At 72.1% G+C, this 14,321-nt stretch carries 12 protein-coding genes; 10 read left to right on the forward strand and 2 right to left on the reverse strand.

Annotated features, from left to right (window positions below):
• The first annotated feature begins 89 nt into the window (after positions 1–89).
• Both LGI35_RS23465 and LGI35_RS23470 read left to right on the forward strand, forming a co-directional pair.
• Complete coding sequence (locus LGI35_RS23465) at positions 90–1,280, forward strand: HTTM domain-containing protein (RefSeq protein WP_227296147.1); 1,191 nt, start codon at positions 90–92, stop codon at positions 1,278–1,280.
• 104 nt (positions 1,281–1,384) lie between these two features.
• Positions 1,385–2,161 carry a TrmH family RNA methyltransferase gene (locus LGI35_RS23470; RefSeq protein WP_227296149.1) on the forward strand — a complete coding sequence of 259 codons (777 nt, stop codon included), beginning with the start codon at positions 1,385–1,387 and terminating at the stop codon, positions 2,159–2,161.
• Positions 2,162–2,181: 20 nt separating this feature from the next.
• On the opposite strand, the gene paaN is transcribed toward LGI35_RS23470, so the two are convergent.
• The gene (gene paaN, locus LGI35_RS23475) at positions 2,182–3,888 is read right to left on the reverse strand and encodes a phenylacetic acid degradation protein PaaN (protein ID WP_227296150.1); all 1,707 of its coding nucleotides are present in this window, start codon (positions 3,886–3,888) and stop codon (positions 2,182–2,184) included.
• 208 nt (positions 3,889–4,096) lie between these two features.
• On the opposite strand from paaN, the gene LGI35_RS23480 reads away from it, so the two are divergent.
• Together LGI35_RS23480 and LGI35_RS23485 are read left to right on the forward strand one after the other, a co-directional pair.
• A complete protein-coding gene (locus LGI35_RS23480) occupies positions 4,097–5,620 on the forward strand; it encodes a 3-hydroxyacyl-CoA dehydrogenase (RefSeq protein ID WP_227296152.1) in 1,524 nt (507 codons plus the stop codon).
• Positions 5,617–6,207 carry a TetR/AcrR family transcriptional regulator gene (locus LGI35_RS23485; protein WP_227296154.1) on the forward strand — a complete coding sequence of 197 codons (591 nt, stop codon included), beginning with the start codon at positions 5,617–5,619 and terminating at the stop codon, positions 6,205–6,207. Before LGI35_RS23480 ends, LGI35_RS23485 begins: the two co-directional genes overlap by 4 nt.
• A gap of 14 nt (positions 6,208–6,221) precedes the next feature.
• On the opposite strand, the gene LGI35_RS23490 is transcribed toward LGI35_RS23485, so the two are convergent.
• Positions 6,222–6,785: an Lrp/AsnC family transcriptional regulator gene (locus LGI35_RS23490; RefSeq protein WP_423835774.1), complete on the reverse strand. Its 564-nt coding sequence runs from the start codon at positions 6,783–6,785 to the stop codon at positions 6,222–6,224.
• A gap of 188 nt (positions 6,786–6,973) precedes the next feature.
• Between LGI35_RS23490 and pdhA the strand changes: the two genes are divergently transcribed.
• From pdhA to LGI35_RS23520, 6 genes are all read left to right on the forward strand, one after another.
• A complete protein-coding gene (gene pdhA, locus LGI35_RS23495) occupies positions 6,974–8,110 on the forward strand; it encodes a pyruvate dehydrogenase (acetyl-transferring) E1 component subunit alpha (protein ID WP_227296158.1) in 1,137 nt (378 codons plus the stop codon).
• Entirely contained in the window at positions 8,107–9,111 is a 1,005-nt protein-coding gene (locus LGI35_RS23500) for an alpha-ketoacid dehydrogenase subunit beta (protein ID WP_227296160.1), read from the forward strand. Before pdhA ends, LGI35_RS23500 begins: the two co-directional genes overlap by 4 nt.
• A complete protein-coding gene (locus LGI35_RS23505; protein WP_227296162.1) occupies positions 9,111–10,502 on the forward strand; it encodes a dihydrolipoamide acetyltransferase family protein in 1,392 nt (463 codons plus the stop codon). The genes LGI35_RS23500 and LGI35_RS23505 overlap by 1 nt, the downstream gene beginning before the upstream one ends.
• A 104-nt stretch (positions 10,503–10,606) precedes the next feature.
• Positions 10,607–11,569, forward strand: coding sequence for an NTP transferase domain-containing protein (locus LGI35_RS23510; RefSeq protein WP_227296164.1), 963 nt, complete (start codon positions 10,607–10,609; stop codon positions 11,567–11,569).
• Positions 11,566–13,104, forward strand: coding sequence for a molybdopterin molybdotransferase MoeA (locus LGI35_RS23515; protein ID WP_227296166.1), 1,539 nt, complete (start codon positions 11,566–11,568; stop codon positions 13,102–13,104). The genes LGI35_RS23510 and LGI35_RS23515 overlap by 4 nt, the downstream gene beginning before the upstream one ends.
• Entirely contained in the window at positions 13,092–14,198 is a 1,107-nt protein-coding gene (locus tag LGI35_RS23520; RefSeq protein ID WP_227296167.1) for a potassium channel family protein, read from the forward strand. The genes LGI35_RS23515 and LGI35_RS23520 overlap by 13 nt, the downstream gene beginning before the upstream one ends.
• Positions 14,199–14,321: the final 123 nt, after the last annotated feature.

Below are 14,321 nucleotides of genomic sequence, written 5' to 3' on the forward strand. Positions count from 1 at the left end.
CAGGGACAAGACAAAGGCAAGAGCCAGAGTCAGGGCCAGAGCGGCAGCGGCACACGCGCGCGTGCCGCCGCTGCCGGGACGGTTGACCGGTGAACCGCATAGACCGCGTCACCGGGTCCGCCCTCGGGCCCTACCAGAGCGCAGTGATCCGAATCGGCTTCTCCGCCACCTGGCTGCTGTTCCTGCTGCGCGAGTTCCCCAACCGTCACGAGCTGTACGGGCCCGACGGGCCGTGGAGCTGGGACATGGCGCAGCAGCTCATCGCCGGTAACGGCGCCTTCACCGCTCTGATGTGGTCGGACGGCCGCGTCTGGTTCGAGATCGTCTACGCCGCCGCGGTCGCGAGCAGCGCGCTTCTGATGCTGGGCTGGCGCACCCGGACCATGTCCGTCCTGTTCATGATCGGCGTGCTCTCGCTGCAGAACCGCAGCATCTTCATGGGCGACGGCGGCGACAACGTCATCCACCTGATGTCGATCTATCTGGTGTTCACGCGGTGCGGGCAGGTCTGGTCGCTGGACGCGCGGCGGGCGGCACGCGCGCGTGAGCACGTTGCGCGTGAGGGCGACGTAGGGCCGCCCGACGTGGTGGGGCCGGTGCTGTGGTGGCTCGCGGGGCTCGGGCTCTCCGTGATCACGTTCATGGGGGTCGTGAGCGGGGGCTGGCTGGTCGTGTTCTGGGGGCTGTGGGCCGTGCAGGGCCTGTGGTGGGCGGTGAACCGGAGGGACCCGTACAGCGAGCCCCGGCAGCTGCTCGACGTGATCGCGAACCTCGCGCACAACGCCGCGCTTCTCGTGATCATGGCGGAGGCGTGTCTGATCTACGCGACCGCCGGCTGGTACAAGATCCAGGGCAGTCGCTGGCAGGACGGGACGGCGGTCTACTACCCGCTCCACCTGGACTACTTCTCACCCTGGCCGGCCCTCGGTGATCTGCTCGCCTCGCACGGGCTGATGGTGATGCTCGTGTCGTACGGGACGGTCGTCGTCCAGGTCGCCTTCCCGTTCACGCTGTTCAACCGGCGCGTCAAGAACGTCCTGCTGGTCGCCATGATGTGCGAGCACGCGGCGATCGCCGTGCTGCTCGGGCTGCCGTTCTTCTCGCTCGCGATGATCGCCGCCGACGCGGTGTTCCTGCCGACGCCGTTCCTGAGGCGGCTGGGTGGATGGGTGGCACGCGCGCGTGGAGGCGTGTTTTCCCGTACGGCCGGTGCCTCCACGGTGCCGGAGCCTCGCGCCGCGGAGAGCCCCGACCAGGCCCACGTAGGCTTCACGCCATGAGCGGGGCGAACGGCGTGCACAGGCACACAGCGTGAACAGGCAAGCAAGCAGCATGAGCGGGCACACAGCATGAGCAGGGCGCACGGCATGAACGGGCGAGCGGCATGAGCGGGGCGGATGGCGTCGACGAGTGGCGCGCCCGTGCCGAGACGTCCGTCCTCCTCGACGGGTTCCACGCGCTCAAGCACGCCCTGCGTTTCGGTGCGCGCGTGCCCGTGGCCCTGGCGACCAGCCGTGCCGCCGCGCTCACCCTGGCCGAGGAGCTCGCCCCGGACGTGCGGGACGCCCTTGACGGGCTTCTGGTGGAGGTGCCGGAGGAGACGCTGCGTGCCCTCGTGCCGCGTCTGCATCCCACGGGGGTGGCCGCGCTGGCGGTGCGGCCCGACCGCGCGGCGAACCTGGCCGCCGTGGCGCACCTGCCGAGGACCGCGCCCGTCGTCGTCCTCGACAACCCCCGCAACCTCGGCAACGCGGGCGCCGTCATCCGGCTCGCCGCGGGCTTCGGGGCGACGGGCGTGGTCATGACCGGCAGCCTCGACCCCTGGCATCCCACTGTCGTACGCGGTGGTGCGGGCCTGCACTTCGCGACGGCGGTCGAGCGCCTGGCGGTGGAGGAGCTGCCGCCGGGGCCCGTGTACGCGCTCGATCCGGAGGGCGAGGACATCCGGGGGACTGCGCTGCCGGACGACGCGCTGCTCGCCTTCGGCTCGGAGCGCAGCGGACTGTCGCGCGAACTGCGCGCCCGCGCCGACCACTTGGTGTCGCTGCCGATGAGGGCGCAGGTGTCCAGCTACAACCTGGCGACGAGCGTCGGCATGACGCTCTTCCACTGGAGCACCTGCGGCACGCCGGGCGGTCCCGCGGGCCGCCCGGCCGCCTGAGCTGACGCCGGTCGGAGGCCTCAGGCCTCCGTGCGCACCTCCACCACCCGGAAGCGGTTCGACACGAACGCTCCGTCGCACAGCGCCGCGTTGGCCGCGGGGTTGCCGCCGGAGCCGTGGAAGTCCGAGAACGCAGCCGTCTGGTTCACGTACACCCCGCCAGTGAGGTTGACGGACAGCTGGGCGCACTCTTCGAGGCAGACCTCTTCGACGGCTTCGGCGACCTCGTCGGAGGTCGTGTACGCGCCGACCGTCATCGCGCCCTTGTCGCGCACCGTGCGCCGCAGCAGGTCCAGCGCGTCCGTCGTGGAGTCGACGGCGACGGCGAAGGAGACCGGGCCGAAGCACTCGCTGAGGTAGGCGGACTCGGAGTCGGCGCCGTCCCAGAACTTCCGCGCGCCGTCCTGCTTGACGATCGCCGGCGTACGGACGACGGCACCCGGGAACTCCGGGTTGCTGATCTCCCGTGAGGCGAGGGCGACTTCACCGAGGCCGGAAGCGGCCTCCAGGCGGGACTTCACGTCCGGGTTCACCAGGGCACCGAGCAGCGCGTTCGCCCGGGCGTCGTCGCCGAGGAGGCCGCCGACCGCGGCCGCGATGTCGGTGACCACCTCGTCGTACGTCTTGGGGCCCTCGTCCGTGCTGATGCCGTCGCGCGGGATGAGGAGGTTCTGCGGGGTGGTGCACATCTGGCCGCTGTACAGGGACAGGGAGAACGCGAGGTTCGCCAGCATTCCCTTGTAGCGGTCGGTCGAGTCGATGACGACCGTATTGACGCCGGCCTTCTCCGTGTAGACCTGCGCCTGCCGGGCGTGGGTCTCCAGCCAGTCGCCGAACGCCGTGGAGCCCGTGTAGTCGATGATCTTGATCTCGGGGCGCAGGGCGATCGTCTTGGCGATGCCTTCGCCGGGCTTCTCGGCGGCCAGTGCCACGAGATTCGGGTCGAAGCCGGCCTCGGCGAGGACCTCGCGGGCTACCTGGACAGTGAGGGCGAGGGGCAGCACCGCGCGCGGGTGGGGCTTCACCAGGACGGGGTTGCCCGTGGCGAGGGAGGCGAAGAGGCCCGGATATCCGTTCCACGTGGGGAACGTGTTGCAGCCGATGAGGAGCGCGATGCCGCGCCCGACCGGCGTGAACTGCTTGCCGAGGACGAGGGGCTCGCGCTTGCCCTGCGGCTTGGTCCACTCCGCCGCGTCCGGTGTGCGTACCTGCTCGACGTACGCGTACGCCACCGCTTCGAGTCCGCGGTCCTGCGCGTGCGGGCCGCCCGCCTGGAACGCCATCATGAAGGCCTGGCCGCTGGTGTGCATCACGGCGTGCGCGAACTCGTGCGTACGCGCGCTGATCCGGGCCAGGATCTCCAGACATACGGCGGCGCGTGCCTCGGCGCCCGCCTCGCGCCAGGCGCGCATGCCCGCACGCATCGCGGGGAGCAGGACATCGAGGTCGGGGTGCGGGTAGGTCACGCCCAACTCGACGCCGTACGGCGAGATTTCGCCGCCCACCCAGTCGTCCGTGCCGGGCTGGCCGAGGTCGATGCGGGTGCCGGAGAGCGCGTCGAAGGCGGCCTTGCCCTCGGGCATGCTCAGGCTTCCGTGCTCTCCGTAGGCCTTGGGGTGCTCGGGGTGCGGCGACCAGTACGCGCGCGTGCGGATCGCTTCCAGCGCTTGGTCAAGGGTGGGCCGGTGCTTGGCGATCAGGTCGTGCGCGGTGACTTCGGCGGCCATGGCGGACCAACTCCTCGTCGAGACGGCTCTTCGTCGAGCCGGCGAGCTGGGCAGGAACAGCTGGGCAGGAACAGGCAGACACGGTTAGAGTAACCGAACGATCGGTCGGGACAAGGGGGTCCGTCGAACCTGTGGAAAACTTCGCGCCCGCCGCTGCGCCCCGACCCCCGGGCCTGTGGCCGTCGTTCCGTGCGGGAGGATCGCGACCATGACAGCACTCGAGCTCGGCAGCCCCGAACGCCTTGTGGGCGTGGTGGGCACCGGCACCATGGGCCAGGGCATCGCCCAGGTCGCCCTGACCGCCGGCCACCCCGTCCGGCTCTACGACGCCGTGCCGGGACGCGCCCGGGAGGCCGCGGACGCCATCGCCGCGCGCCTGGACCGCCTGGTCGACAAGGGCAGGCTCGACGCGGCCGATCGCGACGCGGCCCGCGCGCGTCTGAGCCCCGCAGAGTCCCTCGATGAGTTCGCGGGGGCGGCGCTCGTCGTCGAGGCCGTACTGGAGCGGCTCGACGTGAAACAGCGGCTGTTCACGGACCTGGAGGAGATCGTCGGGGACGACTGTCTGCTCGCGACCAACACCTCGTCCCTGTCCGTCACGGCCGTCGGCGGCGCGCTGCGCCTGCCGGGCCGCCTCGTCGGCCTGCACTTCTTCAACCCCGCGCCCCTGATGCCGCTGGTCGAGGTGGTCTCCGGCGCGGCGACCGACGTCACGGCGGCCACGCGCGCGTACGAGACGGCCCGCGCCTGGGGCAAGACGCCCGTTGTGTGCGCCGACACCCCCGGATTCATCGTCAACCGCATCGCGCGCCCCTTCTACGCCGAAGCGTTCGCGGTCTACGAGGAGCAGGGTGCCCAGCCCGCCACCATCGACGCCGTCCTGCGCGAGTGCGGCGGCTTCAAGATGGGCGCCTTCGAACTGACGGACCTCATCGGCCAGGATGTCAACGAGGCGGTCACGCGATCCGTGTGGGAGGCCTTCTTCCAGGACGTGAAGTTCCGGCCCTCCCTGGCCCAGCGGCGCCTGGTCGAGGCCGGCATGCACGGCCGCAAGACAGGCCGCGGCTGGTACGCGTACGCGGACGGTGAGGAGCGCCCGGAGCCGCACACCGCGCAGCCCGCCCAGGCGCCCGCCTACGTCGTCGCCGAGGGCGACCTGGGGCCTGCCGCCGAGCTCCTCACGCTGATCCGTGAGGCGGGCATCCCGGTACGCGAGGAGGACGAGGACAACGGCACGCGCCTGGTCCTTCCCAGCGGTGGCCAGCTCGCCCTCGCGGACGGCCAGACGTCCGTCGAGTACCGGGACGTCATCTACTTCGATCTCGCGTTCGACTACCGGGCCGCCACCCGTCTCGCTCTCGCGACCTCTCAGGAAGCGTCCCCGCAGACCCTGCGCGAGGCCACCGGGCTCTTCCAGGCCATCGGCAAGGACGTCAGTGTCATCGGGGACGTGCCCGGCATGATCGTCGCTCGCACGGTCGCGAGGCTCATCGACCTGGCGCACGACGCCGTCGCCAAGGGAGTGGCCACTCCGGAGGACATCGACACGGCGATGCGCCTGGGCGTCAACTACCCGCTGGGGCCTGTCGAGTGGAGCAGGAAGCTCGGCAAGAACTGGGCGTACTCCCTCCTCGACGATTTGCACCTGCGCGACCCGTCCGGCCGTTACGCCCCCTCGCTCGCGCTCTACCGCCACTCGTACGCCTCCGACAAGCGGGAGGGCTCCGCATGACCACCGCAAGGCGCGACACCTACACGCCCGAGACCCTTCTGTCGGTCGCCGTGCAGGTCTTCAACGAGCGTGGCTACGACGGCACTTCGATGGAGCACCTCTCCAAGGCGGCCGGAATCTCCAAGTCGTCGATCTACCACCACGTCGCAGGCAAGGAGGAGCTGCTGCGCCGCGCCGTCAGCCGCGCGCTCGACGGCCTCTTCGGGATCCTGGGCGAGGAGCACGCGCGCGTGGGGCGCGCCGTCGAGCGCCTGGAGTACGTCACCCGGCGCATGGTCCAGGTCCTCATATCCGAGCTGCCGTACGTGACCCTGCTGCTGCGCGTGCGCGGGAACACCGACACGGAGCGCTGGGCGATGGAGCGGCGCAGGGAGTTCGACCACCAGGTGGCCGAGCTCCTGAAGGCGGCGGCGGCCGACGGTGACGTGCGGGGCGACATCGAGGTGCGACTCGCGACCCGTCTCGTCTTCGGCATGATCAACTCGATCGTGGAGTGGTACCGGCCGGGCGGCCGGGGCATGGACGACCGCGAAGTCGCCGACGCCGTCGCGCAGTTGATCTTCGGAGGGCTGCGCAAGGAGGACTGATGGCCCCGGGCGCGTCAGGCGTCCGGCTCCAGGTCCTCCTCCTCGAACACCAGCAGCGTCCGCGTGCTCAGCACCTCCGGCATGGCCTGGAGCTTGGTGAGCACCAGTTCCCGCAGCGACCTGTTGTCCTGCGTGTGCACCATCAGGAGCACATCGAAATCACCGCTGACCAGCGCGATGTGCGAGGCCTCCGGGAGCCGGCGCAGCTGCTCGCGCACGGTGCGCCAGGAATTCTGGACGATCTTGAGCGTGATGTACGCGGAGGCGCCCTGCCCGGCCCGCTCGTGGTTGACGCGGGCGCCGAAGCCGCGGATGACGCCGTCGTCGATGAGCCGGTTGATGCGCGCGTATGCGTTGGCCCGTGACACATGGACGCGCTCGGCGACGGAGCGTATCGAGGCGCGGCCGTCCATCTGGAGCATCTGCAGGATGTCGCGGTCGATGGCGTCCAGCGGGCGCGGCTGGTACTCGGGGCGGCCTTGGGGCGGCCGGGGCGGGGCGTCCGGACGTCCGCCGGGGCCGCTGTCGGGCGCTCGGGGCGAGGACTCGGGGCGGTCGCCTCCCGGGCCGTCGGCCATTCGTTCAGATGCCAAGTCCCCCCGCCTCCCTACCATGGACGTACTGCGTCCATCCCAGGCTGTGGAGAACCGTTTGTCCACAGCCTTGAGGTGCCTGTAGCCAAAATGTGCCGACGACCGAACAATCGGTAGGTGAGGCGCATCACACCGTCGCGTCTCTCAGCCGCTTCCACCGAGGAGGTGCCGTCATGACGGTCATGGAGCAGCGGGACGCCTACCGGCCCACCCCGCCGCCCGCCTGGCAGCCGCGCACGGATCCCGCGCCGCTGCTGCCCGACGCCGAGCCGTTCCGGGTTCTCGGCACCGACGCCGCGGCCAAGGCCGACGCCCGGCTTCTGCGCCGGCTGTACGCGGAGGTGGTGCGCGGGCGCAGGTACAACGCGCAGGCGACCGCCCTGACGAAGCAGGGCCGGCTCGCGGTCTACCCCTCCAGCACCGGCCAGGAGGCCTGCGAGGTCGCGGCCGCCCTCGTCCTGGAGGAGCGCGACTGGCTCTTCCCCAGCTACCGGGACACCCTCGCCGCCGTCGCCCGCGGCCTCGACCCCGTCCAGGCCCTGACCCTGCTGCGGGGCGACTGGCACACCGGGTACGACCCGCGCGAGCACCGCGTGGCCCCCCTGTGCACGCCGCTGGCGACCCAGCTCCCGCACGCCGTGGGACTCGCGCACGCCGCCCGCCTCAAGGGTGACGACGTGGTCGCGCTCGCCATGGTCGGCGACGGAGGCACCAGCGAGGGCGACTTCCACGAGGCGCTGAACTTCGCCGCGGTGTGGCAGGCCCCGGTCGTCTTCCTCGTCCAGAACAACGGCTTCGCGATCTCCGTACCGCTCGACAAGCAGACCGCCGCCCCGTCCCTGGCCCACAAGGCCGTCGGTTACGGGATGCCCGGTCGCCTGGTGGACGGCAACGACGCGGCGGCCGTGCACGAGGTCCTCGCCGAAGCCGTGCGCCACGCTCGCGAAGGGGGTGGCCCGACGCTCGTCGAGGCGATCACCTACCGCATGGAGGCGCACACGAACGCGGACGACGCCACGCGCTACCGCGTCGACGCCGAGGTCGACGCCTGGCGCGATCACGACCCGATCCTCCTCCTGGAGCGGGAGTTGACGGAGCGCGGACTCCTCGACGAGGAAGGCATACGGGCCGTGCGCGACGACGCCGAGAAGATGGCCGCCGACCTGCGCGAGCGCATGAACCAGGATCCGGTGCTCGACCCCATGGACCTCTTCCGTGATGTCTACGCCGAGCAGACCACCCAACTGCGCGAGCAGGCCGCCCAGTTGCGCGCCGAGCTCGACGCCGAGGCGGACGGGACGGACCGATGACGACTGTCGCCGCCAAGCCGGTCACCATGGCGCAGGCCTTCGGCCGCGCCCTGCGCGACGCCATGGCCGCCGACCCCTCCGTGCACGTCCTCGGTGAGGACGTCGGCACACTGGGCGGCGTCTTCAGGGTCACCGACGGACTCGCCAAGGAGTTCGGCGACGCCCGCTGCACGGACACGCCGCTCGCCGAGGCGGGCATCCTCGGCACCGCGGTCGGCATGGCCATGTACGGCCTGCGGCCCGTCGTCGAGATGCAGTTCGACGCGTTCGCCTACCCGGGCTTCGAGCAGCTGATCTCGCACGTCGCGAAGATGCGCAACCGCACCAGGGGCGCGATGCCGATGCCCCTCACCGTGCGCGTACCCTACGGCGGCGGCATCGGCGGTGTGGAGCACCACAGCGACTCCTCCGAGGCCTACTACATGGCCACGCCGGGCCTCCACGTCGTCACGCCCGCGACCGTCGCCGACGCCTACGGCCTGATGCGCGCCGCGATCGCCTCCGACGACCCCGTCGTCATCCTGGAGCCCAAGCGGCTGTACTGGTCGAAGGACTCCTGGAACCCCGAGCACCCGACGGACGTGGAACCCATCGGGCGGGCCGTGGTCCGGCGGCCCGGCAGCAGCGCCACCCTCATCACGTACGGGCCGTCGGTGCCGGTCTGCATGGAGGCGGCGGAGGCCGCGCGCGCCGAGGGCTGGGATCTGGAAGTCGTCGATCTGCGCTCCCTGGTGCCGTTCGACGACGAGACGGTCAGCGCGTCCGTGCGCCGCACCGGGCGGGCCGTCGTCGTGCACGAGTCGGGCGGTTTCGGCGGGCCCGGCGGCGAGATCGCCGCGCGGGTCACCGAACGCTGCTTCCACCACCTGGAGGCGCCGGTCCTGCGGGTGGCCGGGTTCGACATCCCGTATCCGCCGCCGATGCTGGAGCGGCACCATCTGCCGGGGGTCGACCGGATCCTGGACGCGGTCGCACGGCTTCAGTGGGAGGCGGGCAGCTGATGGCACAGGTCCTCGAGTTCAAGCTGCCCGACCTCGGCGAAGGCCTCACCGAGGCGTCGATCGTCACCTGGCTCGTCCAGGTCGGCGACGTCGTGGCGGTGGACCAGCCCGTCGTCGAGGTGGAGACCGCGAAGGCGATGGTCGAGGTGCCATGCCCCTATGGGGGCGTGGTCACGGCCCGCTTCGGCGAGGAGGGCAGCGAACTCCCCGTCGGCTCCCCTCTCCTGACGGTCGCCGTGGGCACACCGGCCGAGGGGGAGGGCGACGACGAGGGATCCGGGAACGTCCTGGTGGGTTACGGCACCGCGGCCGCGCCGGCGCGTCGGCGCCGGGTCTGCCGCCAGGACGACGTCCCTGCGGCTGCGCCCGCGGCACCCACACGGATTGCCCCTTCCGCCTCCCCCGCACCGGCTCCGGAGGCGACACCGCGGAGCGGACCCGTGCCGGTCATCTCCCCTCTCGTGCGCAAGCTCGCCCGTGAACACGGTCTCGATCTGCGCGAGTTGCCCGGGTCGGGGCCCGACGGCCTCATCCTGCGGGCCGACGTCGAGAGCGCCATGCGGGAGACGGTGCAGGTACGGGCCCACGTGGCCGAAACGGAAGCTGCGGCCCCGACCCAGGCCCCGACCCCGACCCAGGCCCCCGCCCAGGCCCCCGCCCAGGCCCCCGCCCAGGTTCCGACCCCGTCGGACACGAGCGCGGACGGCATCCGTGTCCCCCTGCGCGGCATCCGAGGCGCCGTGGCCGACAAGCTCACCCGCAGCCGCCGCGAGATCCCCGACGCGACCTGCTGGGTGGACGCCGACGCCACGGAGTTCATGCACGCGCGCGTGGCCATGAACGCGGCCGGCGGGGAGAAGATCTCCGTACTCGCCCTGCTCGCCCGCATCTGCACCGCCGCCCTGGCCCGCTACCCGGAACTCAACTCCCGGGTCGACCTGGCGGCCCGCGAGGTCGTGCAGCTCGACGCCGTGCACCTCGGGTTCGCCGCCCAGACCGAGCGGGGACTCGTCGTCCCCGTCGTGAAGGACGCGCACGTGCGCGACGCCGAGTCCCTCAGCGCCGAGTTCGCCCGTCTCACGGACGCGGCGCGGGCCGGGCGGCTGACGCCCGGGGAACTCACCGGCGGCACGTTCACGTTGAACAACTACGGCGTCTTCGGCGTCGACGGTTCGACGCCGATCATCAACCACCCCGAGGCCGCCATGCTCGGCGTGGGCCGGATCATCCCCAAGCCCTGGGTCCATCAGGGCGAGTTGGCGGTGCGGCAGGTCGTCCAGCTGTCGCTCACCTTCGACCACCGGGTGTGCGACGGCGGCACGGCGGGTGGCTTCCTGCGCTACGTGGCGGACTGCATCGAACAGCCGGCGGTGCTCCTGCGCACCCTGTGAGGACGAGCGGCCCGCCCCCGCCCACCCCGATGTGACGTAAATCCTCGCGGGTGCGGGCCGTTTCCGGGGGTCGCATTGATCCTTCCTGCGCCCATACTCGGGGGATGAACGCTGCTCCCGCGCCGAGCCGCCCCGCCCACGACGCCGTCGTGCTCGCAGGCGGCGCCGCCAGACGGCTCGGCGGCACGGACAAGCCCGCGGTCCGCGTCGGCGGCAGGCCGCTGCTCGACCGGGTGCTTGCCGCCTGCGCCACGGCCGCCACCACGGTCGTCGTCGCCGAACCCAGACCCACCGCGCACCCCGTGCGCTGGACCCGCGAGGACCCGCCGGGCGGTGGGCCGGTGGCCGCGCTCGACGCCGGCCTGCGCGCCACCACGGCCGACCAGGTCCTCGTCCTCTCCGCCGACCTGCCCTTCCTGAGCGAGCAGACCGTGCAGAGTCTCCTCGACGCCCTGAACGCGGGAACGGCGGACGGAGTCCTGCTCACCGACGCCGACGGCCGGGACCAGCCGCTCGTCGCGGCCTACCGCAGCGCACCCCTGCGCCATCACCTCGCCGAACTCGCCGCCGCTCACGACGACGGCCTCTCCGGGCTGCCCCTGCGGCTGCTCGTCGGCCGGCTCGAACTCACCCGCATCACCGACCCCGTCGCGTCCTTCGACTGCGACACCTGGGACGACATCGCCGCCGCCCGGTCACGTATCAGGGAGCATGGGCACGTGTTGGATGAATGGATCTCCGCAGCCAAGGACGAACTGGGCATCGAGCTCGACGTCGACACCGGCGTCCTGCTCGACCTCGCCCGCGACGCCGCGCACGGTGTGGCCAGGCCGGCCGCTCCCCTGACGACGTTCCTCGTCGGATACGCGGCCGCGAAGGCCGGGGGAGGCCGCGAGGCCGTCGCCGAGGCCTGCGCGAAGGCCGCCGCGCTCGCCGACCGCTGGGCGAAGGAGGCCGCGGACGAGGAAGCGTCGGCGAGCGGCACGAAGGGCGCCGCATCTGACGCCGCTTCGTCCGACGGTGCCTCACCCGGTGGCTCTGCGGGCGCGCGGCCGGACGCGGGATGAGCGGTCAGAGCGCCGAGTCGCTGGCCGCGCAGGCGCGCGCGGCCGAGGACGGCGCCGTCGACGAGGCGCTCGCCCTGGTCAACGAGGCCCGGGCAGCGGACGGCCGCGGCGCGGGTGGCACGGCGGGCTCCGGTGGCGGACGCTCCAGCAGGGCAGGCTCCGGCACGGGACACGGTTCGGCAGAACGCTCCCGGCGCTCCGAACCCGCCAGCCACACGGATCCCCCGGATCACCCGGGCGATGCGGACCCCGCGCGCCACAGCGCCCCTTCGGACCACCGAACCGGCTCCCGGCACCAGGCCGCCCCCTGGTCCGCCGCGCGTGCCGTCGCCGGGCGGGCCGGGCGCGCGGCCGCCGCGCGCCGGGGTGGTGCGGCGGAGCGCCGCGTGCCGCTCGACCGGGCGCTCGGTCTGACGCTGGCCGAGCCCCTCGCCGCACTCTCCGACCTCCCCTCCTTCGACACGTCCGCCATGGACGGCTGGGTCGTCGCCGGGCCCGGCCCCTGGGACGTACGGGCCGCGGGGATACTCGCCGGGCAGGACCGGCCCGAGCCGCTGTCCGACGGTGAGGCCGTCCAGATCGCCACCGGCGCCCGGATCCCGCGGGACGCGACCGCCGTCATCCGCAGTGAGCACGGCCGCACCGACGACAAGGGCCGGCTGTTCGCCCTGCGCGACGTCGACCACGGCCAGGACATCCGCCCCCGAGGCCAGGAATGCCGCTCCGGCGACCAACTCCTGCCCACCGGAGCCCTGGTGACGCCGGCGGTGCTCGGGCTCGCCGCGGCCGCCGGATACGACGAGCTGCTGACGGTGGCGCGCCCGAGGGCCGAAGTGTTCATCCTGGGCGACGAGTTGCTGACCGAGGGCCTCCCCCGTGAGGGCCTCATCCGTGACGCGCTCGGCCCGATGCTGCCGCCCTGGCTGAGGGCACTCGGCGCGGACGTCACCTCCGTGCGACGTCTGGGCGACGATCCGAAGGCGCTGCTCAAGGCCGTACAGGCATCGGACGCCGACCTCATCGTGACGACCGGCGGCACCGCGTCGGGCCCCGTCGACCATGTGCACCCGACGCTGAGCCGCGTCGACGCCGACCTGCTCGTCGACGGGGTCGCGGTGCGGCCGGGGCACCCGATGCTGCTCGCCCGCACCAAGGAGGGCCAGCACCTCGTCGGCCTGCCGGGCAACCCTCTCGCGGCCGTTTCCGGGCTCCTCACGCTTGCCGAGCCGCTGCTGCGGATGCTCGCCGGACGGCCGGAGCAGGAGCCGTACACCGTGCCGCTCCAGGGAGCTGTGCACGGGCACCCGCACGACACGCGGCTCGTACCCGTCGTGGTGCGGGGGGAGGACGCCGTGCCGCTGCGCTACAACGGTCCGGCCATGCTGCGCGGGATCGCGGCGGCCGACGGGCTCGCCGTCGTCGCGCCCGGCGGCGCGAAGGCCGGGCGGGAAGTGGAGATCCTCGACCTGCCGTGGTCGTGGAACCCGGCGGGTGACGACGGAGGCGATGCCTCCGCCGAGAGGTGTTTCACGTGAAACTTCCCGGCCATGACGCGATGGCCCGACAGGACGACGAGAAGGTCGTCACCCGTCAGGTGAAGCTGCCCAAACGGGTCGTCGAACGGCCGCTGCGCCAGGTGGCCGGGCGGCTGCTGATGGCGCTCACCGTGCTGATCGCGACGGCGATCATCGTCTGGGTCGACCGCTCCGGCTACAACGACAGCTCCGACGGCAGCGTCGACCTGCTGGACGCGTTCTACTACGCGACCGTCACCCTCTCCACCACCGGGTACGGCGACATCACGCCCGTCAGTGACGGCGCCCGGATCGTCAACATCTTCGTCATCACGCCGCTGCGTGTGGTGTTCCTGATCATCCTGGTCGGCACCACCCTCGAAGTGCTCACCGAGCGCACGCGGGATGAGTGGCGGCTGAACCGCTGGAGGTCCAACTTGCGTGACCACACCGTGGTCGTCGGATTCGGCACGAAGGGCCGGTCGGCGATCCAGACCGTCTGCGCGACGGGGCTGAAGGCGGATCAGGTGGTGGTCGTCGACCCCAGCAGCAAGGTCATCGAGGCGGCCACGGCGCTCGGGTTCGCCGGAGTCGTCGGCGATGCCACCCGCAGTGATGTGCTGCTGCGGGCCGAGGTGCAGAGGGCGCGACAGATCATCGTCGCGACCCAGCGCGACGACACCGCGGTCCTGGTCACCCTCACCGCCCGCCAGCTCAACCGCGCGGCGAAGATCGTGGCGGCCGTCCGTGAGGAGGAGAACGCTCCCCTGCTTCGGCAGTCCGGCGCCGATGCCGTCATCACCAGCGCCAGCGCGGCGGGCCGACTGCTCGGACTCTCCGTGCTCAGCCCGAGCGCGGGCATGGTCATGGAGGACCTCATCCAGCAGGGCAGCGGCCTCGACCTCGTCGAACGGCCGGTCATAAAGGCCGAGGTGGGGCTGAAGGTCCGGGAGACCGAGGACCTGATCGTGAGCGTGGTGCGCGGACACCGGGTGCTGGGTTACGACGACCGGGCCATCGGCACGCTCCAGTTGACGGACCGCCTGATCACGATCGTCCGGGCCACCCCCGGTACCCACTCCGTCCCGGACACGCGACGGCTGCCGCAGGACTGACAGTTGGGGGCCCGCACAGGAATGACAGGTAGGGGACCGCACAGGAATGACAGGTGGGGGCACCACAGGGCCGACGGTTGGGGGCGTGCCCGGACGGTGAGTTGGGGCGCGCCGTGAACTGGC

The sequence above is a fragment of the Streptomyces longhuiensis genome (genome assembly GCF_020616555.1).
In the GTDB taxonomy this organism is placed as follows: domain Bacteria; phylum Actinomycetota; class Actinomycetes; order Streptomycetales; family Streptomycetaceae; genus Streptomyces; species Streptomyces longhuiensis.